This window comes from Bradyrhizobium sp. UFLA05-108, from assembly GCF_059803455.1.
The window spans coordinates 1-21,106 of record NZ_JBANAZ010000036.1 but is presented as its reverse complement, the minus strand read 5'-3'; the positions used below and the strand labels follow the sequence as shown (position 1 = coordinate 21,106).

Sequence of the window (21,106 nt, the reverse complement as noted above, 5' to 3'; positions counted from 1 at the left end):
AAACTGTTCGTGATAAGGAATGCTGATGACGACGATCGCCTCTGATACCGATATGGCCGATGCGGAGCGGATCTATCCGCCGCGCGCTGCCGTCGTCAGCTGGATCTTCTTCGACTGGGCTGCACAGCCCTATTTTACCTTGATCACGACGTTCGTCTTTGCGCCCTATTTCGCCACAAGCGTCGCGCCGGACCCTGCGGCCGGACAGTCGCTGTGGGGATTCGCGATGGCGGCCGCTGGCCTGGTCATTGCCCTGCTGTCGCCGGTGTTAGGCGCCGTCGCGGACGCGGCGGGCCGGCGCAAGCCCTGGATCGCTGCATTCGGCGCTATGCTGGTGCTCGGCTCCTGTGCGCTGTGGATCGGCAGGCCCGGCGATCCCGCCATCATCGCGCCGCTGCTTGCGGCCGTGGCGCTCGCCAGCGTCGGCGCGGAGTTCGCCACCGTGTTCAACAATGCGATGATGCCGACGCTCGTGCCCCCGGAGCGGATCGGGCGGCTCTCCGGCAATGGCTGGGCCACCGGTTATGTCGGCGGCATCATCAGCCTGATCATCGTGCTCGGCTTCCTTGCCGCGAACCCGGAGACCGGGCGTACGCTGCTTGGTTTCAAACCGCTGTTCGGGCTCGATCCGGCAGTGCATGAGGGCGATCGTATCACGGGACCGCTGACGGGCCTCTGGTTCATCGTGTTCGTGACGCCGATGTTCCTGTTCACGCCGGACTATCCCGCCAAGCGGCCGGTGCGCGCGGCGCTGCGCGCTGGCCTTGCACAACTGCTGCAATCGCTGCGCGAACTGCCGCGGCAGAGATCGCTGGCGACGTTCCTGCTCGCCAACATGATCTACAGCGACGGCCTCGTCTCGCTGTTCGCCTTCGGCGGCATCTATGCGGCCGGCACGTTCGGCTGGCACACGATTCAGATCGGCACCTTCGGCATCATCTTGGCGATCGCCGGCACGTTCGGCGCGTGGCTCGGCGGCAAGCTCGACGATCTCCTGGGACCGAAGCGCGTGATCGCCGGCAGTATGCTGGTGCTGCTGCTGTCGCTGGCGGCAATCCTGCTGGTCGACAAGGATTCGATTCTGTTCATCAAGGTCGCTCCGCCCCAGCCGGGCGGCGCCTTGTTCGCGGGCGCAGCCGAGCGCGCCTATCTCGTGCTGGGATGCCTGATTGGCGCGGCTGGCGGCCCACTCCAGGCCGCTTCGCGGACGCTCCTCATCCGCCTCGCCCCGAGGGATCGCATCGCGCAGTATTTCGGCCTGTTCGCGCTGACCGGAAAGGTGACGTCCTTCATCGGCCCGCTCCTGATCGGCGCAATCACGGCCGGGACCGCAAGCCAGAAGGCCGGCATGGGCGTGCTGGTGGTGTTCTTCGCCGCGGGACTGGCGTTGCTGATGCGGGTGAGGGAGAACTAGCTCAAGTGTCGTCCCGGCGAAGGCCGAGACCCATAACCCCAAGGAGAGGTTGTGGCGCGACGCTGTCAATTCCGAGTCTTCGCCAAACTACTCCCTGTGGTTATGGTCCCGGATCTGCGCTCCGCTTGTCCGGGACGACAGGGAGTTAATGCCTGAAATGCCGCGTCCCCGTGAACACCATGGCGATGCCGTGCTCGTCGGCGGCCTTGATCACCTCGTCGTCACGCATCGAGCCGCCGGGCTGCACGACGGCTGTGGCGCCGGCCTCGATGCAGGCGAGCATGCCGTCGGCGAACGGGAAGAACGCATCTGACGCGACGACCGATCCCTTGGTGAGCGGCTCGGCAAGCTTCATTTCGTTCGCCGCGTCCTGGGCTTTCCGTGCTGCGATCCGGGCCGAATCGACGCGGCTCATCTGGCCCGCGCCGATACCGACGGTGGCGAGATCCTTGGCGTAGATGATGGTGTTGGACTTGACGTGCTTTGCGACGCGGAACGCGAATTTCAGGTCGCGCATCTCCGCATCCGTCGGCGCTCGTTTTGTCACGACCTTGAAGGCCATGTCGTCGACCACGGCGTTGTCGCGGCTCTGCACCAGCAAGCCGCCGGCAACGGTCTTGGCGGTGAGACCGGGCGTGCGCGGGTCGGGCAGGGCGCCGGCCAGCAGCAGGCGTAGATTCTTGCGCGCGCCGATGATCGCGATCGCTTCCTCGCTGGCATCGGGCGCGATGATCACCTCGGTGAAGATCTTCGTGATTTCGCGGGCGGTGTCGGCATCGAGCACGCGGTTCATCGCGATGATGCCGCCAAAGGCGGAGGTCGAGTCGCAGGCGAGCGCCCTGCGATAGGCGGTGACGAGATCGGGACCTTCCGCGACGCCGCAGGGGTTGGCGTGCTTGACGATGACGCAGGCCGCGGTGCGCTTGGCATCGAACTCGCCGATGCACTCATAGGCCGCATCGGTGTCGTTGATGTTGTTGTAGGAGAGCTCCTTGCCCTGCAATTGCCGCGCGGTCGAGACGCCCGGCCGCTTGTCGGGCGTCGCGTAGAAGGCGGCGGTCTGGTGCGGGTTCTCGCCATAACGCAGCGCCTGGATCAGCTTGCCGCCGAACGCGCGGTAGTCGGGCGCGTCGATCTCGAGCTGCCGGTTGAACCAGTTGGAGATCGCGGCATCGTAGGCGCCGGTGCGTGCATAGGCTTTTGCGGCGAGGCGCCGGCGCAGCTTCAACGTGGTCGCGCCATTGTTGGCGGCGAGCTCATCGAGCACGGCCTGGTAATCCTGCGCGTCGACGACAACGGCGACATCGTCATGATTCTTCGCGGCGGCGCGGATCATCGCCGGACCGCCGATGTCGATGTTCTCGATGCACTCTTCGAAATCAGCGCCTTTGTCGACGGTTGCCTCGAACGGATAGAGGTTGACGACGAGGAGATCGATCGGCGCGATCCCATGCGCCTTCATCGCCTCGGCATGTTCCTTGTTGTCGCGGATCGCGAGCAGGCCGCCATGCACCTTCGGATGCAGCGTCTTGACGCGGCCGTCCATCATTTCAGGAAAGCCGGTCAGCTCGGAGACGTCCTTGACCTCGAGGCCCGCGCTCGCGATCGCCTTGGCGGTGCCGCCGGTCGAGACCAGCTCAACGCCATGGGCGGCAAGCGCCTTGGCGAACTCGATCAGACCGGTCTTGTCGGAAACGGAAAGCAGGGCGCGGGTGACGCGGCGGGGATGGTCAGTCATCGCATCAGTCATGGGCAAGATCCTCTGTGTGGGGAGTACCTATGCCCAGGCGCGCGGCAGATATGTCCCGCGCTTCCCGATGGTGCTCCATCCAAGGTCGCCAGTCGCGCGAGCGAGGGCTCGTTAGCAGCTTTCGGCGTTCCTCACAACGGCTAGATAGGCGCGAGCCGCGCGCGTTTACAGCGGAAGTTCCGGCTCGCGTCGGGCGTTGCGGCGGGCGTTGGTGACAGCCGGCGAGGCGCTGGAGCGAACAAGGCTCCAGCGGATCGAGGGGGCCTGCCGCGCGTCCTGCCGGATCACGATCTGCGCAGTGCGGCGCGGGCCGTCATTGCCAGCCAAAAACACGCTGTCCTCGAGATCGACCTTGTCGTCCAACGCTTCAAAGGTCCAGACCTCGCGGTTCGGCAGCACCAGCATCACGCCGCGGGCATCCGACAGCCGGCTCGCCTTCACCGCCGGATGCAAATGGAAGCGCAGCGCGAAATCCGCATTCGCACCTTTGAGCCGTCCGCCCTGCGGCGGCGACAGCGTGTCCTCGCCGTCGAGCCGCGCGCCGTCATTGGCGACCATCACCACGCGCCGGTGGATCACGCCGAACTTGGCGAGATAGCCGTCATGCGACGTCGTCAGCAGCGTGCCGTTCTGAACGACCTCGCGAAAATTCTCGACCACGGCCGGCCCCCTGATCACGGGCGCGCCATGCAGCAGCTTCTTCATCGCCGACAGCTCGACGAACTGGCAGGACGATGTTTCGTGATAGGTCAGCGTCGAATGCGCCGCGGTGCCGCGCGCGAATGGCCGCCAATTGTCGCGTCCGGTCGTCGGCATGCCGCAATTGGTCACGATGCGGCTCGTGCCCGACGACAATTCGAACGACAGGCAGCCGGCATGGGCATCGTGGCTGACATTCGCAGGCGGCGGCGCGCCGGTGTCCATGATCAGCGTCAACGCTCCGGCGTCGAGGCGCTGGAAGCCGGTATGCGGCATGGTCGCCATCGGCGCGCCGTGGGTATCGTCATAGGCCAATAGCGTGGCGAGAAGATCCGATGACGTCGCGCTCATGCCGTTGAACAGCGCAAAGTTGCCGTCGCCGTGCCGGAAGAAGCGCAGCATCGGCATCATGCGGTCGATCGCGTTGAGCAGCGCCGGCGGCGGCGCGATGTTGCGCGCTGCAAAGGTCTGGCGCAGTGGCAGCAGGTCGATCAGAAGCTCGATCAACGCGCCGGGATTGCGGGAGACGTGTCCGCCGTCGGGAAGGATTTGGCGCTGCAATTCGTCGGACAGTTTTCGCGAGGCGCTGCGGATGTGGCGCGCCTGGTTGGCGAGACACAGCGAGGCGTAGCAGAGCGCGATCAACACTTGCAGCCGCGGCACCCCGTCCGGGATGTCGACCATGGTGAAACGCAGATAGCGGATTTCGCGCGCCAGCGCCCGCAGGTAGCGGCGATAGAATTTGTTGTCGGTGTCGCCAAGCACAAGCGGCGCCTGCGACAACAGCGAGATCACGCGCCGCGCCAGCACGTCGGCGCGGCGGGCGACCGGGCGCTTGTTGGCGGGATTGGAGATCCAATCTTCGACCAGCGCGCGAGCATTGGCCCGCGTCAGCGCGGTGTCGGCGGCGCGCAAATGGCGCAGCCAACCGAAGCCGAGCAGGGCGACTTCCCAGTCCTCCGACGGCGGCTCGAGATCGAAAATCGAGCGGCCGTGGCAATTGACGATCTTGCCAGCGAAGACGAAGCGCCCGGCATAGATCTCAGCTGCGCGCGTGGCGTCCGCGGTGCGCAGGTCGTGCGGGGCGATGATCAGCCGGTCGGTGCGGCCCGGCCAGAGCCGCGACACCGCCACGGAACCGCCGCTCGCGCGCGCCAGCATGTTCCGCGCGAAGCGGTTCATGACCAACGTCGAGATGCGTCTGCGTTGAGCGACCGACACGCCTTGCCTTGAAGGGGGAGAGGATTCCTGACGAATCCTTTTAATCCCAAAATCGGCCGGCTGACACCACCTTGAAAGGCGGCGAATCAGCATCAGTGGCGCAAAATCCGGTGCAAAATCAGGATTTAACGAGCCGGGCGGCGAAGAACCCGTCGAGCCCGCCGAGCTTCGGGTCGGCGTTCGGCAAATGGCTCGGCAGGGTGCGCAGGTCGCCCTCGGTGGTAATGATCTCGGCTCGGCCCGAGACCTCGGACGGCTGGATCGGCACGCGGCGCAGCGCGGGCTCGGTCGTCAGCAGCGCGGCGATCGCCTGCTCGCCTTCCTCTGGCTCCAGCGAGCAGGTGCAATAGACCAGCGTTCCGCCCGGCCTCAGCAGCGAGACGGATTTCCGCAGCAGGCGCTGCTGAAGCGCCGCGAGCGCCGCGATGTCGGACTCCTGACGCAGCCAGGCCACATCCGGGTGGCGGCGGATCGTGCCGGTCGAGGTACAGGGCGCATCGATCAGGATGCCGTCAAAGCCGTGCTGTGGACCCGCCCATTCCACGGCGTCGGCGACGACGGTTTCGGCCTGCAACGACAACCGCGCCAGATTCTCGCGCAGCCGTGCCACGCGCGCCGGCGAGCGGTCTACGGCGACAACATTCGCGCCGGCGTGCACCAGCTGGGCCGTCTTGCCGCCGGGAGCGGCGCAGAGATCGGCGATGGACTTGCCGGCGATATCGCCGAACAGCCGGGCCGGCAATGCCGCCGCGGCGTCCTGGACCCACCATTGTCCTTCGCTGAAGCCTGGCAGCATGGTCACCGAGCCGTGCAGCAGCGTGCGCACGGTTCCGGTCGGCAGCACCTCTCCGTGCAGGCGACTCGCCCACTGTGCGGCATCCGACTTCACGGTCAGATCGAGTGAGGGCTCATGGCCGAGCGCGAGCGCCATCTCGCGCGCGGTGGTCTCGCCATAATGCGCGCTCCAGCGCGCGAGCAGCCAGGGTGGCAGGTCGAGCGATTGCGTTGCGACTTCCTCCACCAGCGCCTTGCCCTCGCGTGCGCAGCGGCGCAGCACGGCGTTGACGAGGCCGGCATAGCGCGCTGCGCGGCGGTCGGATTGCACCAGGCGGACCGAGAGATCGACCGCCGCGTGATCGGGAACATCCATCCAGAGAATTTGCGCAGCGCCAATCAGGAGCGCGCTTTGCGCGCGCGGCGCCTCGCCAGGGATGCCCTTGTCGAGCAGGCGCGACAGCACGTGGCCCAGCGTGCCGAGCCGACGCAGCACGGTCGCCACCATGCGCCGCATCAGCGCGCGATCGCGATCGGCGAGCGTCTTCAGTCCGGGATGGGCGCCGCCACCGTCGAGCTGATCATCAAGTGTGCGGTGCTTATGCAGGACACCATCGACGATATCTGCGGCGATCCGCCGTGCCGCCAGACCAGGCACTTCGGTGGGTGGAGCAAAACGTTGAGATGGCATGCGGAGGTAAGGTTCTGAGCGAGCGGCAGTTCCGCCGTGAGGGCGCATGCCTGAAGAAGCGCATCTGTGGCATGCGAATATGCCAAATGTAAGAATCGGCTCTGGTTTTTTCAGCCCTGCATGACGATCTCCACCCCTATGCGCGGCGTTTTTTCCGATCGCGCGAGGGGCGCGCCTGGGCTAGGAAGCCAGAGATGAACGACACTCCGTCCAGTCCTCCTCAGCGCAAGGCGCAGACGCCGGCCGCTCAGCGCGCGCTGGCGGAAGCCGAGGCGCGCCGGCGGGCGGCTGTTGCCAATGCCGAAGCCGCACCAAAAGAGCTGCAGGGGCCGAAGGGTCCCGAGCCGACGCGCTATGGCGACTGGGAGCGCAAGGGCATCGCATCGGATTTCTGAGACGGGGCGTCTCTTGCCGGCTCGCCCGACTCAGCCCTAGCGTTGGCCGATGTCTCCCCGCGACCGAATCAATTCGTATCGGCCCTCGTTCAGTGGCACGCCGTTTGGCCGTCGCTTCGCGGGGCTGCTGCCGTGGATGTTCGTGGTTGTTGTCGTCACCGCGGTCGTGCTCACCTTCCGGCACGGGACCAACTGGTCCGCGCGGCATGGCGGTGACGAACGAGCGCAGGACGCCGAGATCATCCTGCAGCAGGCAGGCGATCCCGACATTCGCCAGTCGGTCGACGTCATCCGCACCATCGACGGCGACACGTTTCTCGCGCGTGTGCATCAGCGCAACGGGCGCGATCTCGTCGGGCGGGTCCGCTTGCGCGGCATCGATGCGCCTGAAATGAGGGCGTCCTGTCGGGAAGAGCTGGACAAGGCCGAAGCTGCCACCGATGCGCTACGCAAGCTGCTCGGCCAGGGCGGCGTTGTGATCTACAATCTCGGCCCAGAGAAATACGGGCGCATTCTCGCCGATGTTGCCACCACGCGCACGGCCAACGTCTCGGCTGCGCTGCTCGCGGGCGGTTATGCCCGCAGCTATAATGGCGGCCATCGCGAAGGCTGGTGCGCGCGCAGCTGGCGCTTCTGGCAATAAGAAAGCCGCGTCAGAACGCGGCTTTTCGTCCTGAGGCCCTTCGTTCTCAGCGCGTGACGACCACCGTGGTGCCGACGGGGACGCGGCTATAGAGGTCGGTGATGTCGTCGTTGAGCATGCGGATGCAGCCATAGGAGACGAAGCCGCCGACCGAGCCAGGCACGTTGGTGCCGTGGATGGCATATTCGCCGCCGGCCAGCGTCATCGCCGCAACGCCCATCGGGTTGCGCGGCGAGCCGCCAGGAATCACGTCGGGCATGTTCGGCTTGTCACGCTTCACCTCGGCGGGCGGCGACCAGGCCGGGTTGCGATATTTGCCGTCGATGCGCGTGGTGCCGGCCCACTGCTTGCCGGACTTGCCGACGCCCACGGGGTAGCGCATCGCGTGTTCGCCATCGAGGATGAGATAGAGCCGGCGCTCGTTGGTCCTGACCACGATGGTGCCCGGCGAATAATCGGCTCCGTGCAGCCCCACCATTTCCGGCCGCGCCTCGGCCGCCGTCGACATCAAGATCCCTGCCCCGATGGTGGCGGCCAATGCCACCGCAATCCTCATCGACATTACTTGCTTCCTTATCCGTTGCCCCGAACGGGCCGTCCAAATTGACGCAAAACCCGGCAATTGCCCGCTCGCCCACGCATTCTTAACCGCGCGTGTTAACCGGATGGTTTCCACGCGCCGCGCCTTGGGCCCAGCCGGCAGGGGAACAAAGGAAAAGTTCGAATTAAAGTAAATGACCGGAAAACAACACTTCGCGGGAAAGATACAGGCGCGTTCGCTCACGCCCTGACAAGTGCGTGAGGGTGGTTTGCCAACGGGAAATGCTGTTGAAGCGAGGGACAGTCTCGTGTCCCGGATGCGCTGCAGCGCCTCGGCGCTGCTGCGCTGAGCCGGGACCCAGAAACTTGTCTGCGGCATGGGCCCCGGCTCCGCAGCGCACCGCCGAACTGGACGATGCTTCGCATCGCCAGGGAAGTGCTGCGCTACGTCCGGGGCACGAGAGCGTTCTTACGCCGAGGTCTGTTTCTTGTTCTGGCGATTCTTGACGAGATCGTCGACCACGGCGGGATCGGCGAGCGTCGAGGTATCGCCGAGACTGCCCGGCTCGTCCTCGGCGATCTTGCGCAGGATGCGGCGCATGATCTTGCCGGAGCGCGTCTTGGGCAGGCCGGGTGCGAACTGGATCTGGTCGGGCGAGGCGATCGGGCCGATCTCCTTGCGCACCCAGGTCACGAGCTCCTTGCGCAGATCCTCGCTCGGCTCGACGCCGGCCATCAGGGTGACGTAGGCGTAGATGCCCTGGCCCTTGATGTCGTGCGGGAAGCCGACCACGGCGGCCTCCGACACCTTCTCATGCGCGACCAGCGCGCTCTCGACCTCGGCGGTGCCCATGCGATGGCCGGAGACGTTGATGACGTCATCGACGCGGCCGGTGATCCAGTAATAGCCGTCGGCATCGCGCCGGCAGCCATCGCCGGTAAAATACTTGCCCTTGTAGGTCGAGAAATAGGTCTGCTCGAACCGGGCGTGGTCGCCATAGACCGTGCGCATCATGCCGGGCCAGGAGCGGGTGAGGCAGAGATTGCCCGACGTCTCGCCGTCCAGCACCTTGCCGTCGGCATCGACGATCTCCGGCACCACGCCGAAGAACGGCAGCGTCGCCGAGCCGGGCTTGAGCTTGGTGGCGCCCGGCAGCGGCGTGATCAGGATGCCGCCGGTCTCGGTCTGCCACCAGGTGTCGACGATCGGGCAGCGGTCGTCGCCGACGACGCGGTGGTACCACTCCCAGGCTTCCGGATTGATGGGCTCGCCGACCGAGCCGAGCAGGCGCAGCGAGGCGCGCGAGGTCTTCGTCACCGGCTCGTCGCCGCCCTGCATCAGGGCGCGGATCGCGGTCGGCGCGGTGTAGAAGATGTTGACCTTGTGCTTGTCGATGACGTTCCAGAACCTGGAATTATCGGGGTAGTTCGGCACGCCCTCGAACATCAGCGTGGTCGCGCCGTTGCACAGCGGCCCGTAGAGAATGTAGCTGTGGCCGGTGACCCAGCCGACGTCCGCCGTGCACCAGTAGACGTCGCCGTCGTGATAGTCGAACACGTATTGATGCGTCATCGCGGCGTAGACGAGATAGCCGCCCGAGGTGTGCAGCACGCCCTTCGGCGTTCCGGTCGAGCCCGAGGTGTAGAGGATGAACAGCGGATCCTCGGCGTGCATGTGCTCGGCCGGGCACTCCGTCGTCACCATCCTGGCCGCGTCGTCGTACCAGAGGTCACGCGACGGGGACATCTCGACTTTGCCGCCGGTGCGCTTGACCACGATGACCCAGTCGACGCCTTCGGTCTTGGCGAGCGCCGCATCGACATTGGCCTTCAGCGGCACCTTCCTGCCGCCGCGCAGGCCCTCGTCGGCGGTGATGATCACCTTGGATTTGCAGTCGTTGATGCGCTGGGCGAGGCTGTCGGGCGAGAAGCCGGCGAACACCACCGAGTGGATCGCGCCGATCCGCGCGCAGGCCAGCATCGCATAGGCGGCCTCGGGGATCATCGGCAGGTAGATGGTGACGCGGTCGCCCTTCTTGACGTTGCGGGTGCGCAGGATGTTGGCCATCCGGCAGACCTCGTCGTGCAGCTCCTTGTAGGTGATGTGCTTCGACTGCGAGGGATCGTCGCCCTCCCAGATGATCGCGGTCTGGTTGGCGCGCTTGGCGAGGTGCCGGTCGATGCAGTTCCAGGCGACGTTGAGGACGCCGTCCTCGAACCACTTGATGGAGACGTTGCCGGGCGCGAAGGAGACGTTCTCGATCCTGGTCGGAGCCTTCATCCAGTCGATGCGCTTGGCCTGCTCGGCCCAGAACGCGTTCGGGTCCGAGATCGAGCGGGCGTACATGTCCTTGTACTTGGCCTGGTCGACCCAGGCGCGCTTCGCCCACTCTGCCGGCACGTCGTAGATCTTCTCGGACATGTTTTCCTCCACCAAGCGGCAAGCTCAACGCCACGCCGACATCATTTGAATGATTATGCGTCGGGCTTACCGCGCCCGACAAGGAGGACAAGCTGGACCTTCGGCGGGCATCCGACCATGCGCAGGATCAAGTCGGTGAGTGTGCCTGTCGCAAATCTGAAACAACCGGGGTGAGGGCTCCTCCGCTCTTTACCGAACCTCGCGGAAGCGGCGACGCAGACCCTCCATGCACGGGTTGGAGGTATTTAGAAACCAATCGTCACTGATTCGGGACTCGCAATGCCGTTCGGAACCTCCTAAATGGCCTGACCGGGGTCCAACGAGACCCGCTGGGAACAAAAATCAAAACAACAGCATTGTTCGATAACAGGCGGAGCTAAGGCGTAAGACTATGATGGATCAGCAGAATTTCGGGACAATGCGGCCCGCTTCAGCCGATCCCGCCGCTATTGCGCTCGCCAAAGCCCTCGGACAATGGCCGAAACCGACTGGTTTCAGGCGTCCCAGCCCGAAGAAGACCTTCGACACGGCAGCTGCGACCTCGGTCGAGGCGCTGGCCAAGGAATTGGGCCTGCGGCTCGGCGACCAGAATGAGCTGACCATCCGCCGCATCAAGCGCGGCAAGGGCTATTCCTTCGTCCGCCCCAACGGCGCCCATATCCGCGACGCTCGCACCATCCGCCGGCTCCATGCCATGGCGGTGCCGCCGGCCTATCGCGAGGTGCGTTACTCGGCCGATCCGAGCTCGCATCTCCAGGCGGTGGGTCGCGATGCCGCAGGGCGGCTGCAATATCGCTATCACGCCGACTGGGAAAAGGTCCGCGAGCAGCGCAAGGCGCATCGCCTGGAAAAGCTCGTCGGCGCGCTGCCGAAGATACGGCGCAAGGTCTCGATGTTCCTGTCGGGCGAGGAGCCGACGCGCGAGTTCGCGCTCTCGGCGGTGATCGAACTGATCGCCCGCACCGCGATCCGTCCCGGCAATGAATCCTATGCCCGCCTCAACGGCACCCGCGGCGCCACCACGCTGCTGAAGTCCAACGTCACGCTGGAAGACGACTGCTTCGTGCTGACCTTCAAGGCCAAGGGCGGCAAGGCGGTGCGGAAGGAATGCGACGCGGCCAAGCTGGTCCGTGCCATCGGCATTCTGCGCGGCGTGCCGGGCAAGCGCATGTTCCAGTATCGCGATGCCTCCGGCACCGTGCGCGCCGTGAATACCACGCAGGTCAACGCGTTCCTGCGCGAGATCGCCGGCATCAAGATTTCGCTGAAGGATTTTCGTACGCTGATGGCCTCGGCCGTCGTCGTGGAATCGCTGTCGCGGATCACGCCGGCGACCAGCCAGCGCGGCCGCAAGCGTCAGGTGCTGGATGCGATCCGTGCCGCTGCCGACCAGCTCTCCAACACGCCGGCGATCTGCCGCAGGAGCTACGTCCACGACACCATCGTCACCGCGTTCGAGGACGGCATCCTCGAGCGTTTTGCCGCGACGATGAAGGGTCAGCGCTCACAGGCGAGGCGCGAGCAGCTTCTGGCGCAGGTGGTGGCGACGGCTGCGGTATAACCAATTTGCCCCGGGTGGGGAAAGGCGCGAAGCGCTGTGCCCACCATCTCTCCGCGATTGCGAAAGAAAAAAAAGTGGTGGGCACGCTTCGCTCTGCCCACCCTACGAATGCCTACCGAATTCCACCGAGTAACGCCGGCTACATCTTGCTCTCAGGCTTCATCACGTCGGGTCCGGGATCTCGGCCTCCGGCCACGAGGCTCAACCGGCGCAGATAATGCGCCCAGCCCTTGCTATGGGCGTCGCATTGTTCTGCGGTCGGCAGGCCGCTATGCGTCATGCGGAGCAGCGTGCCGCCATCGCGTTCGATCAGGTCAATCTCGATCAGGCTCGAGCCGGGTGGCACTTCCTGACCGCCTTCCCAACCGAACGTGTAGGCGAGCCGATGCACCGGCACGACCTCGCGAAACGCGCCGCGGGCGACGCCGCCGCGCTGGCCAATACCCTTCAGCAGGTAAAGCCCGCCAGGCTGCGTCTCGAACGTCGCCTCCGAGCCCATCCAGTTCACGATTTTGTCGGGGTCGGCGAGGTAAGCGAAGACAGTGGCACGCGGGGCGGGGATATGGGTCTCGCGGCGGACTATGAAGGGCTCAGTCATCGGCGTCGGTTCCCTGGCTGCATTAGGCAGATGGCGCCGCTACGGTGCCTCTTCAAGGCCCGCCATCGAGGATAGGTCGTGACAAAAAAGGCGCGCAGACCGCATGATCGCGCCATGCAGTTGTCCTCGACGCTCGCCTGGCTCGTCGATGCCGCCGCTGAGACCACGGGCGCCGACCGCTTGCTCGCGGATCTCGGCAGGCATCTGGTTGCGGATGGATTGCCGCTCGTCGCGGGCAGCCTGACCCTGGACGTCCCGCATCCCCTGATCGCACAGCGAACCTGGCTGTGGCGCGCCGACAGTGGCGAGGTCGTCGAAGCTCTCGGTTTTGCGCCGGGGGCTGCCGCGCTCGCGCCACGCAACGATGCCGGCCGGCGCTGGCTGAGTGCAACAGCCACCGGCATCGTCCACGAGGACGTAATCGGGCCGCGTCCGGACGGGCCGTTGCTCGGCTGGATCGGGCCGCGTCCGTTCACGCCGCGCGAGATCGACGATCTCCAGCAAGCCGCGCGCTTCGCCGCCGCACCGCTCGCCGTGCTCGCCGCGCGTGCCACGTTGGCGGCAGCGCTCGAAGCCTATCTCGGCCGGCGCAGCGCCGAGCGCGTGCTGGCGGCGCCGCTGCGCCGCGATCTCGGCGAAACCATCCAGGCTGCACTGCTCTATGCCGACCTGCGCGATTTCACGGCCTTGTCCGAAGGCAACCCGCCGGCCGCCGTCATTTCAGCGCTCGATGCCTGGTTCGATCGCATCGCGGGCGCGGTGCACGCCTTTGGCGGCGAGGTGCTGAAATTCATCGGCGATGGAGTGCTGGCGATTTTTCCGGTTGTGGGCGCATCACCGCGCGAGGCTTGCGGCGCCGCCTTGCGCGCGGCGACCGCGGCGCGCGCCGGCATGATGCACCTCGATGACGAACGGCGCCGCCAGGGATTGCCGTCGCTGTCGTTCGGCGCCGCGCTTCATCTCGGCGAGATGCTGTGGGGCAATATCGGCGCAGCCAATCGGCTGGATTTCACCGCGATCGGTTCGGCCGTCAATTTGGTCAGCCGGCTCGAGGGATTGTGCAAGCCGCTCGGCAAGACGGTTCTGGTGTCGGGTGCGCTCGCCGCCGAGACCGACACGCCATTGCTGCCGCTTGGAATGCATCCGCTGCGTGGGATCGTAGAGCCATGCGAAGTGTTCGCGCTGCCGGACGGTTGATGGAATAGTTGGCTGCCGGTGGGCAAAGGCGCGCGCTTCGCGCGCCGTGCCCACCATCTCTCAATGCTTGCTCTCAATGCTTGCGAAAGAAGAGGTGGGCACGCTTCGCTTTGCCCACCCTACGATTCGGACTACGGCAGTAACTACAGCCCGCCCATCTTGCAGACGAGCTTCCATTCGTCCGCCGTCACCGGCTGCACGGAGAGGCGCGAGTATTTCACCAGCGCCATGTCGGCGAGCTTCTTGTCGGCCTTGACGGCAGCCATCGTCACCGGCGTCTTCAATGGCTTGTCGGCCTTGATGTCGACGCAGACGAACTTGCCGGTCTTGTCGGTCGGATCAGGATAGGCCTCCTTGATGATTTCCGCGATGCCGACGATCTCCTTGCCCTCGTTGGAATGATAGAAGAACGCCTTGTCGCCCTTCTTCATGCTCACGAGATTCTGCCGCGCGGTGAAGTTGCGTACGCCGGTCCAGGCTTCGCCCTTGGTGCCCTTGGCGACCTGCTGGTCCCACGACCAGACGGACGGTTCGGATTTCACCAGCCAGTAATTCATAACGTGTCCCATCCGTTCGTCATGGCCGGGCTTGTCCCGGCCATCGACGTCTTTGCCACGTACTCAATATCAAGACGTGGATGCCCGCGACAAGCGCGGGCATGACGTCGGAAATCATTCCTCTGCCTTGAAGGGGCGCGTCAAAAGTCCGGATATTGCGGCGTCGATCGTGCTCTTGCCGCTCAGGATCGCTGCGACGGCTTCTGATACCGGCATCTCGATGTTTTGCAAAGATGCGAGCTCGATCAGCACGGGTGCGGTGAATTCGCCTTCGGCGAGCTTGCCGGCTGGCGCCGTCTCGCCGCGCCCGAGTGCAAGCCCGAGCGCGAAGTTGCGCGATTGCGGGCTCGAACAGGTCAGAATCAGGTCGCCAAGGCCGGACAGCCCTGCAAGCGTCTCGCTACGCGCGCCGAGTGCACGGCCGAAGCGGGCGAGCTCGGCAAAGCCGCGTGTGGTCAACGCGGCCTGCGCGGAAGCGCCGAGCTTGCGGCCAACGGCAATGCCGACGGCGATCGCCAGCACGTTCTTGGCCGCGCCGCCGATTTCGACGCCGCGCACATCGGTCGAGTGATAGGGCCGGAATGTCGGCGAGCCCAGCGCCTGCACCAGCGCGCTGGCGAGCTGCTCGTCTTTTGCAGCCAGCGTCACCGCCGTCGGCAGGCCGCGCGCGACGTCGTCGGCGAAGCTCGGCCCCGACAGGATCGCAGGCTGCGCCATCGGTGCGGCTTCCGCGATCACGTCGGTCATGAATTTATGGGTGCCGTGCTCGATGCCCTTGGCGCAGGCGACCACCGGAGTTGGCTTGGTCAAATGCGGCGCCAGCGTGTTGATCGCGCCGCGCAGGTGCTGCGCGGGCGTCACGATCAGCAGGATATCTGCGCGCGCCGCGAGCGCCAGCTCGCTCGTCACCACGATGTCGGGCGACAATTTTACGCCGGGCAGCCGCGGATTTTCTCGCGACGAGGCAATCCGGCCTGCGTGCTCGGCGTTGCGGGCGCGCAGCGTCACTGTTCTTCCCGCCCGTGCGGCGACCGTCGCCAGCGCCGTGCCCCAGGCGCCCGCACCGATCACCGAGACGGACTGAAAGGATGTCATCGCTAAAATCCTGCGCGCGTGTTGGCGTAGCCTTTGGGCGCCGTCGCGTTGGCATCGAGCAGCCACCGCGCGCGGGGCTGGGCATCCATCGTGTCGGTGAGGCCGAGCGCGAGACGCTCGGCGCCGGCCCAGGCGATCATTGCGCCGTTGTCCGTGCAGAGCGCGGGCGGCGGCATGATCAGTCGCGTCCCGGCCGCATCCGCAACGTTCTGCAACGCGCCGCGGATCGCCTGATTGGCCGCAACTCCGCCGGCCGCGACGAGCGCCTGCGGTGCGCCGAACTGCTCGCGGAACAGCCTGAGGCCCATGCTCAGGCGGTCGGCGGTCGAGTCCAGCACCGCGGCCTGAAAACTCGCGCAGAGATCGCTGATGTCCTGTGGCTCGAGCGGCGTGATCCGGCTCGCTTCGTTGCGCACCGCCGTCTTTAGTCCCGACAGCGAGAAATTGGCATCGCGCCGTCCCTGCATCGGCCGCGGAAACGCGAATCGCGCTGCATCGCCGTCTGCCGCGGCGCGCTCGACCTGCGGTCCGCCGGGATAAGGCAGCCCGAGCATCTTCGCGACCTTGTCGAAGGCTTCGCCGATCGCATCGTCGACGGTGGTGCCGAGCCGAATATATTGTCCGACGCCGACCACGGCGACGATCTGGGTGTGGCCGCCCGAAGCCAGGAACAGGCAATAGGGGAATTCGAGGTGATCGGTCAGCCGTGGCGTCAGCGCATGCGCCTCGAGATGGTTCACCGCGACGAGGGGGGTGTCGTGCACCATCGCGATCGCCTTCGCGGTGGTGAGCCCGACGATCACGCCGCCGATCAATCCCGGTCCGGCAGCGGCCGCGACACCCGACAACTCTGCGAAGCCGACGCCGGCCTCTTTCATCGCGCGGTCAATGATACCGTCGAGAAGGTCGACATGGGCGCGCGCAGCGATCTCCGGCACCACGCCGCCGAAGCTGGCGTGCTCCTCGATCTGCGAGCGCACGATGTTCGAGAGAATCCTGCCGTCGCCGTCGCCCGCGCGCGCGATCACAGCAGCGGCGGTTTCGTCGCAGGTGGTTTCGATGCCCAATACCAGCATTGGCGAATTGTTATCCAATTTGCGCCCTTGCGCTCTTCCGCAAAGCAGAGTTCTGGTACGTCCGGTAGCATTCCGAGGTCGTCAAAGGCAATCGCGCCTTGAGGGCTTCTGGAACACCGGGTCGCGGTGCGCCGGAGAATAGAGATCATGGCCATTCTTGTCACACGGCCGCATCCCGACAATGAGGCCACCGCGGCAGACTTGCGTGCCCTGGGCTATGTGGTGCTGCTGGCGCCGGCGCTCAAGTTCGAGCCGGTAGCGTTTCGCGACGAAAGCGAGGCAAGCTATGGCGGCATCATCGTCACCTCGGCGAACGCGATCCGCGCCATCGCGCCGCAATTGCGCGAGCTTCGTCTGTCACAACTGCCGCTGTTCGCGGTCGGCGAGCACACCGCGAGCGCCGCGCGCGAGGCCGGCTTTACCGAGGTCATCGTCGCCGGCGGCGATGCGGCGGTGTTAAGGGACAAGGTGCTGCAAAGCGCGCGCGACAAGGTCGTGAAGAAAAAGGGCGCGCTGCTCTATCTCGCGGGGGCTGATCTGTCGCGCGATCTTTCGGCCGAGCTCGGTGCGGAAGGATTCAACGTGGTCACGCAAACCATCTATCGCATGGTGCCGGTCAAGCATCTGCCGCGCGAGGTCTGCGAAGGTTTTGCTGCCCATGGCATCCGGGCCGTCTTGCACTATTCGCGGCGCAGCGCGCGCGCCTTTTTGGATGCGGCGCGCGACGAGGGCGTCGAAATCTCCGCGCTGTCGATTCCGCAGTGCTGCCTGTCCGAGAGCATCGCCGGCGTGCTCCGTGAGGCCGGCGCGACGCAGGTTGCGGTCGCGGCCTCGCCGGACGAAAATGCCTTAATTGAGACCTTGGCGCGTGCTTTGCGCACCCGTTTGGCGTAAGAGAACGGGCCGAATCCTTCGCGAAAGGGGTCCGGTCCGAGTACGTTGCTTGCAATTGTGAGGGAAACGTCACGATGGCCGAAGACAAGCCTGAAGACGCAGGATTGGCCCCCGAGTCAGGTCGTGCCAAGCGCACTCCGCCCACCATCGATCTCGAGGCGACCGAGGTGTCCACCCAGCCCCAGCAGGCGCCCGACGAGGCGCAGCCGGAGCCGGCCGAGGTCGATGCGGTGAAAGCCGAATCCGTCGCGGCCGAGGCAACCAAGCCCCAAGCAGCCAGGCCAGAAGACGAGCCGGAACGCGCCGAGGCCCGGGCCGAGCTCCCTCCGACGTCCAAGCCGGTGTCCCCCTGGGTCATCGCGCCGCTGTCGGGCGCGGTCGCAGCCGCACTGGTGATCGCTGTCGGGTGGATGCTGGGCTGGCCCCAAGTCGGCCAAGAACCCGTGCAGGCTCCATCAGCGCCGCAGGTTACGACTGCGACGGTCGATGCACTGAGCGGACGCCTCGCCGTTGTCGAGACCAAGGTCAACAAATCAGCGGCACCTGCGGCAGACCCGGCCGCAGCGGCGCGGCTTGACGCGCTGGACAAATCCGTCACCACCCTGCGCAGCGACATCGCGAGCCTGCGCACGCAATCGGACAAGCTCGGCAGTGCACTGAACGACGTGAAGTCGGCGCCGCGCGACGCGGCTGCCGCGCCGGATTTGTCGGATATCAACGATCGCATCGCGCAGCTCGAGCGCACCATCAAGGCCGAGCGTGCCGAGCTCGCACAGCAGGGCGAGAAGATCGCCGATGCAAAGTCGACCGACGACAAGGCAATGCGTCGCGTCGTTGCGGCGGCGCTGCTCGACGTGGCCGTTCGTCACGGCGATGGCTATGCAGCGCAGCTTGCGGCAGCGAAATCCTTTGCGCCTGATCCCCAGGCGTTGAAGCCGCTCGAGACGTTCGCATCCGCAGGCATTCCGTCTCCGGTCTCGCTGAGCCGCGAGCTCCTCAACATCGTGCCAAAACTGTCGCCACCGGCGGAGGCGCAGCCCAGCGGCGGCATTATCGAACACCTTCAGGCGGGCGCCTCAAAACTCGTTCGCATCGAGCGCACCGACAGTGGCGGCAATGATCGCGGCGCGATCGTCGGGCGGGTGACCGCGGCGGCGCTGCGCAACGATTTCGACACGGCGCGGCGCGAGTTGAAGGGCTTGCCGGAAGCCGATCGCGAAGCTGCGAAAGCCTGGCTCGACAAGACCGATGCGCGCGATGCCGCGCTCGCCGCGTCCCGCAAATTCGCCGACGATGCCATGGCGGATCTCGCCAAACCCGCGCAATAGGCCGCGCCTGAAGGGATCACCATGCTTCGCGTCGTATCGTTCCTCATCCTCATCGCACTTGCCGCGGCCGGCGCGGCCTGGGTTGCCGATCAGACTGGCGATGTCATCCTGACCTGGGGCAACTTACGCGCCACGACGACGGTGCCGGTGTTCGCGTTCGGGCTCGGCCTTGTTGCGGTGGCTGCCATATTCGCCTGGAGCATTTTGAGCGGGATCTGGCGAACGCCGGCGCGGATGCGTCGCCGTCGCCACGAGAAGCGCCATGCGCGTGGCCGCCACGCCATCACCCATGGCCTGCTGGCGATCGGCCATGGCGACAGCGCGCGTGCGCGCCGCCATGCGGAAGCCGCGCGGCGGCATGCGCCGGACGATCCTTTGGCGCTGCTGCTGCATGCGCAGTCGGCGCAGCTCGACGGCAATCGCGACGAGGCGCAGCGAGCTTTCCGCGCCATGGCCGAACGACCCGACACGCGGCTCCTCGGCCTGCGCGGCCTGTTCATCGAGGCGCAGCGCGCCGATGACGCCGTTTCCGCAGTGATGATCGCGGAGGAGGCAATCAAGTTGTCGCCGTCCTCGACCTGGGCCTCGCAGGCGGTGCTCGGTTTCCGCTGCGCGCGCAGCGACTGGAGCGGCGCGCTTGCGATCCTCGATTCAAATCTCTCCGCGGGCCTGATCGACAAGAAGACCTGGCGCCGGCAGCGCGGTGTCCTGCTCACCGCGCGCGCGCTGGAGCTCGAGACCATGGACCGCGACGTGGCGCGCGAGAGCGTGATGGAAGCGGTGAAACTCGCACCGACGCTGGTGCCGGCTGCAGCCCTCGCGGCGAAATTCGAGAGCGAGGCGCATCAGGTGCGTCGCGCCATGAAGCTGGTGGAAGCTGCCTGGCTCTCCCATCCGCATCCCGATCTTGCGGACGCCTATGCGCATGTGAAGCTCGGCGATTCCGCGCGGCAGCGCCTGCAGAGGATCGAGACGCTGGCGGCCAAGACGCCCGGTCATGTCGAGGGCCAGCTCGCGCTCGCGCGCGCCGCGATCGATGCATCCGAATTCGCCCGCGCGCGCGAGGCGCTGGCACCGCTGGTCAACGATCCGACCCAGCGGGTTGCGCTGCTGATGGCGGAGATCGAGCGCGCCGAACATGGCGACAGCGGCCGCGCGCGGGCCTGGACCTTGCGCGCGGTGCGCGCGCGTCACGACCCGGCCTGGACGGCCGACGGCTATGTCAGCAACCGCTGGCGTCCGGTTTCGCCGGTTACCGGCCGGCTCGACGCCTTCCAATGGCAGACGCCGGTGGCGAGCCTGCCCTCGGACAAGGGCACGACGATCGAGGCCTCCCCGTTCGAGGAGGCCATGCTGGCTGCCCCGCCGCCGAAGCGGATTACCGTGAGTAGCGAGGCGCTAGAACCGATCCAGCCGGCGCCTGCGCCAGCCGCGCAGGACAACCTGCCGCCCGCACCCAAGCCTTTGGAGATCAAGCCTTCGGAGGCCAAGATTTCGGAAGCCAAGCCTTCCGAGATCAAGGCGCCGGAGGCAAAGACAGAAGCCAAGACGGTCGACGTCAAAATGTCCGAAGCGAAAGTGTCCGACGCGTCAGAGCCGGCCACGGAGACCACTGAGCTGGCCAAACCGGCCGAGGGGCCCGCCGAATCAGCCACCATTGCGGCCACACCCATGTTCCGCGCCCGGGCCGACCTCGGCAAGCCGGTGTCTTCGCCGATTCCCGCCGTCATCCCGATCATCCGCGCACCCGATGACCCCGGAATCGATGACGAGGGCCCCAGCGACGAATTTACGGAACAAATCGGCACGCCGAAGGCCCAGGCCGGCGGTTGGCGGGGGTTCTGGTCCCGCTGGGGCCGCTGATCGGCAAGTTCGGCCCGGCTTGTCCTTGCCAATTCCGGCCATGCCCGATATCAGGGGCGCGCGTATTTGGGGCCGCGGGTCGTGTCGGCCCCCAAGGATCTCCCAAGGGTCCGCCGCAATAGCTCAGTTGGTAGAGCACGTCATTCGTAATGACGGGGTCGGGGGTTCGAGTCCCTCTTGCGGCACCACCTTCTCCCTGTCCGGCCCGAAGACATGGGTAACGGACCGTACCTAAGACATGGGTGACAGCCTCGTGCCGAACGGGTTGTCGAGGGGTTGCAAGGTTCTCTGCTCCAGGTCGAAATATCCGGGATCATAGTGCATGAAGCTGACGAGCCAAATGCCCTCGTCGACTTCCCTGATTCCGAGCTTTTGGCCGGCCAGCGCG

The 21,106-nt window shown here is 66.0% G+C and carries 17 protein-coding genes, 1 tRNA gene, 1 pseudogene and 1 riboswitch; of the genes and pseudogenes, 9 read left to right on the top strand and 10 right to left on the bottom strand.

What is annotated here, in order from left to right:
• Nucleotides 1-25 precede the first annotated feature (25 nt).
• On the top strand, nt 26-1,414 hold the full coding sequence (locus tag SO140_RS24875; RefSeq protein WP_449380276.1) for an MFS transporter: 1,389 nt from the start codon (nt 26-28) through the stop codon (nt 1,412-1,414).
• Nucleotides 1,415-1,559: 145 nt separating this feature from the next.
• Here SO140_RS24875 and purH read toward each other — a convergent pair whose 3' ends face one another.
• The 3 genes from purH to SO140_RS24860 form a co-directional block, all read right to left on the bottom strand.
• The gene (purH, locus tag SO140_RS24870; RefSeq protein WP_449380341.1) at nt 1,560-3,152 is read right to left on the bottom strand and encodes a bifunctional phosphoribosylaminoimidazolecarboxamide formyltransferase/IMP cyclohydrolase; all 1,593 of its coding nucleotides are present in this window, start codon (nt 3,150-3,152) and stop codon (nt 1,560-1,562) included.
• 36 nt (nt 3,153-3,188) lie between these two features.
• Nucleotides 3,189-3,270: riboswitch (ZMP/ZTP riboswitch) on the bottom strand.
• Nucleotides 3,271-3,329: 59 nt separating this feature from the next.
• Complete coding sequence (locus SO140_RS24865; protein WP_449380275.1) at nt 3,330-5,045, bottom strand: heparinase II/III family protein; 1,716 nt, start codon at nt 5,043-5,045, stop codon at nt 3,330-3,332.
• 157 nt (nt 5,046-5,202) lie between these two features.
• Entirely contained in the window at nt 5,203-6,549 is a 1,347-nt protein-coding gene (locus SO140_RS24860; RefSeq protein ID WP_449380274.1) for an RsmB/NOP family class I SAM-dependent RNA methyltransferase, read from the bottom strand.
• Nucleotides 6,550-6,743: 194 nt separating this feature from the next.
• Here SO140_RS24860 and SO140_RS24855 point away from each other — a divergent pair, with 194 nt between their 5' ends.
• Together SO140_RS24855 and SO140_RS24850 are read left to right on the top strand one after the other, a co-directional pair.
• Nucleotides 6,744-6,944, top strand: coding sequence for a DUF1674 domain-containing protein (locus SO140_RS24855; RefSeq protein WP_449380273.1), 201 nt, complete (start codon nt 6,744-6,746; stop codon nt 6,942-6,944).
• A gap of 49 nt (nt 6,945-6,993) precedes the next feature.
• Nucleotides 6,994-7,587 carry a thermonuclease family protein gene (locus SO140_RS24850; protein WP_449380272.1) on the top strand — a complete coding sequence of 198 codons (594 nt, stop codon included), beginning with the start codon at nt 6,994-6,996 and terminating at the stop codon, nt 7,585-7,587.
• Between the two features lie 46 nt (nt 7,588-7,633).
• Here SO140_RS24850 and SO140_RS24845 read toward each other — a convergent pair whose 3' ends face one another.
• Together SO140_RS24845 and acs are read right to left on the bottom strand one after the other, a co-directional pair.
• Nucleotides 7,634-8,149, bottom strand: a complete 516-nt coding sequence (locus SO140_RS24845; RefSeq protein ID WP_449380271.1) for a L,D-transpeptidase — start codon at nt 8,147-8,149, stop codon at nt 7,634-7,636.
• A 447-nt stretch (nt 8,150-8,596) separates the two neighbouring features.
• Nucleotides 8,597-10,549 carry an acetate--CoA ligase gene (gene acs, locus SO140_RS24840; RefSeq protein ID WP_449380270.1) on the bottom strand — a complete coding sequence of 651 codons (1,953 nt, stop codon included), beginning with the start codon at nt 10,547-10,549 and terminating at the stop codon, nt 8,597-8,599.
• A 391-nt stretch (nt 10,550-10,940) separates the two neighbouring features.
• On the opposite strand from acs, the gene SO140_RS24835 reads away from it, so the two are divergent.
• Nucleotides 10,941-12,110 (top strand): DNA topoisomerase IB, encoded by a 1,170-nt coding sequence (locus tag SO140_RS24835; protein WP_449380269.1) that lies wholly within the window; start codon nt 10,941-10,943, stop codon nt 12,108-12,110.
• A gap of 139 nt (nt 12,111-12,249) precedes the next feature.
• Here the strand turns inward: SO140_RS24835 and SO140_RS24830 are convergent, their stop codons facing one another.
• Nucleotides 12,250-12,708, bottom strand: a complete 459-nt coding sequence (locus tag SO140_RS24830) for an SRPBCC family protein (RefSeq protein WP_449380268.1) — start codon at nt 12,706-12,708, stop codon at nt 12,250-12,252.
• Nucleotides 12,709-12,822: 114 nt separating this feature from the next.
• Between SO140_RS24830 and SO140_RS24825 the strand changes: the two genes are divergently transcribed.
• Nucleotides 12,823-13,905 carry an adenylate/guanylate cyclase domain-containing protein gene (locus SO140_RS24825; protein ID WP_449380340.1) on the top strand — a complete coding sequence of 361 codons (1,083 nt, stop codon included), beginning with the start codon at nt 12,823-12,825 and terminating at the stop codon, nt 13,903-13,905.
• A gap of 143 nt (nt 13,906-14,048) precedes the next feature.
• On the opposite strand, the gene SO140_RS24820 is transcribed toward SO140_RS24825, so the two are convergent.
• From SO140_RS24820 to tsaD, 3 genes are all read right to left on the bottom strand, one after another.
• Nucleotides 14,049-14,462, bottom strand: a complete 414-nt coding sequence (locus SO140_RS24820) for an EVE domain-containing protein (protein WP_449380267.1) — start codon at nt 14,460-14,462, stop codon at nt 14,049-14,051.
• 114 nt (nt 14,463-14,576) lie between these two features.
• The gene (locus SO140_RS24815; RefSeq protein ID WP_449380266.1) at nt 14,577-15,557 is read right to left on the bottom strand and encodes an NAD(P)H-dependent glycerol-3-phosphate dehydrogenase; all 981 of its coding nucleotides are present in this window, start codon (nt 15,555-15,557) and stop codon (nt 14,577-14,579) included.
• Between the two features lie 2 nt (nt 15,558-15,559).
• Nucleotides 15,560-16,633 (bottom strand): tRNA (adenosine(37)-N6)-threonylcarbamoyltransferase complex transferase subunit TsaD, encoded by a 1,074-nt coding sequence (gene tsaD, locus SO140_RS24810; protein ID WP_449380265.1) that lies wholly within the window; start codon nt 16,631-16,633, stop codon nt 15,560-15,562.
• Nucleotides 16,634-16,780: 147 nt separating this feature from the next.
• On the opposite strand from tsaD, the gene SO140_RS24805 reads away from it, so the two are divergent.
• From SO140_RS24805 to SO140_RS24790, 4 genes are all read left to right on the top strand, one after another.
• Nucleotides 16,781-17,527 (top strand): uroporphyrinogen-III synthase, encoded by a 747-nt coding sequence (locus tag SO140_RS24805; protein WP_449380264.1) that lies wholly within the window; start codon nt 16,781-16,783, stop codon nt 17,525-17,527.
• A 74-nt stretch (nt 17,528-17,601) separates the two neighbouring features.
• Nucleotides 17,602-18,855 (top strand): COG4223 family protein, encoded by a 1,254-nt coding sequence (locus SO140_RS24800; RefSeq protein WP_449380263.1) that lies wholly within the window; start codon nt 17,602-17,604, stop codon nt 18,853-18,855.
• Between the two features lie 21 nt (nt 18,856-18,876).
• On the top strand, nt 18,877-20,718 hold the full coding sequence (locus SO140_RS24795) for a heme biosynthesis protein HemY (protein WP_449380262.1): 1,842 nt from the start codon (nt 18,877-18,879) through the stop codon (nt 20,716-20,718).
• Between the two features lie 112 nt (nt 20,719-20,830).
• Nucleotides 20,831-20,906: transfer RNA gene (locus tag SO140_RS24790), tRNA-Thr, on the top strand.
• Nucleotides 20,907-20,949: 43 nt separating this feature from the next.
• Here SO140_RS24790 and SO140_RS24785 read toward each other — a convergent pair.
• A pseudogene (locus SO140_RS24785) lies at nt 20,950-21,106 on the bottom strand (IS481 family transposase); the annotation flags it as partial.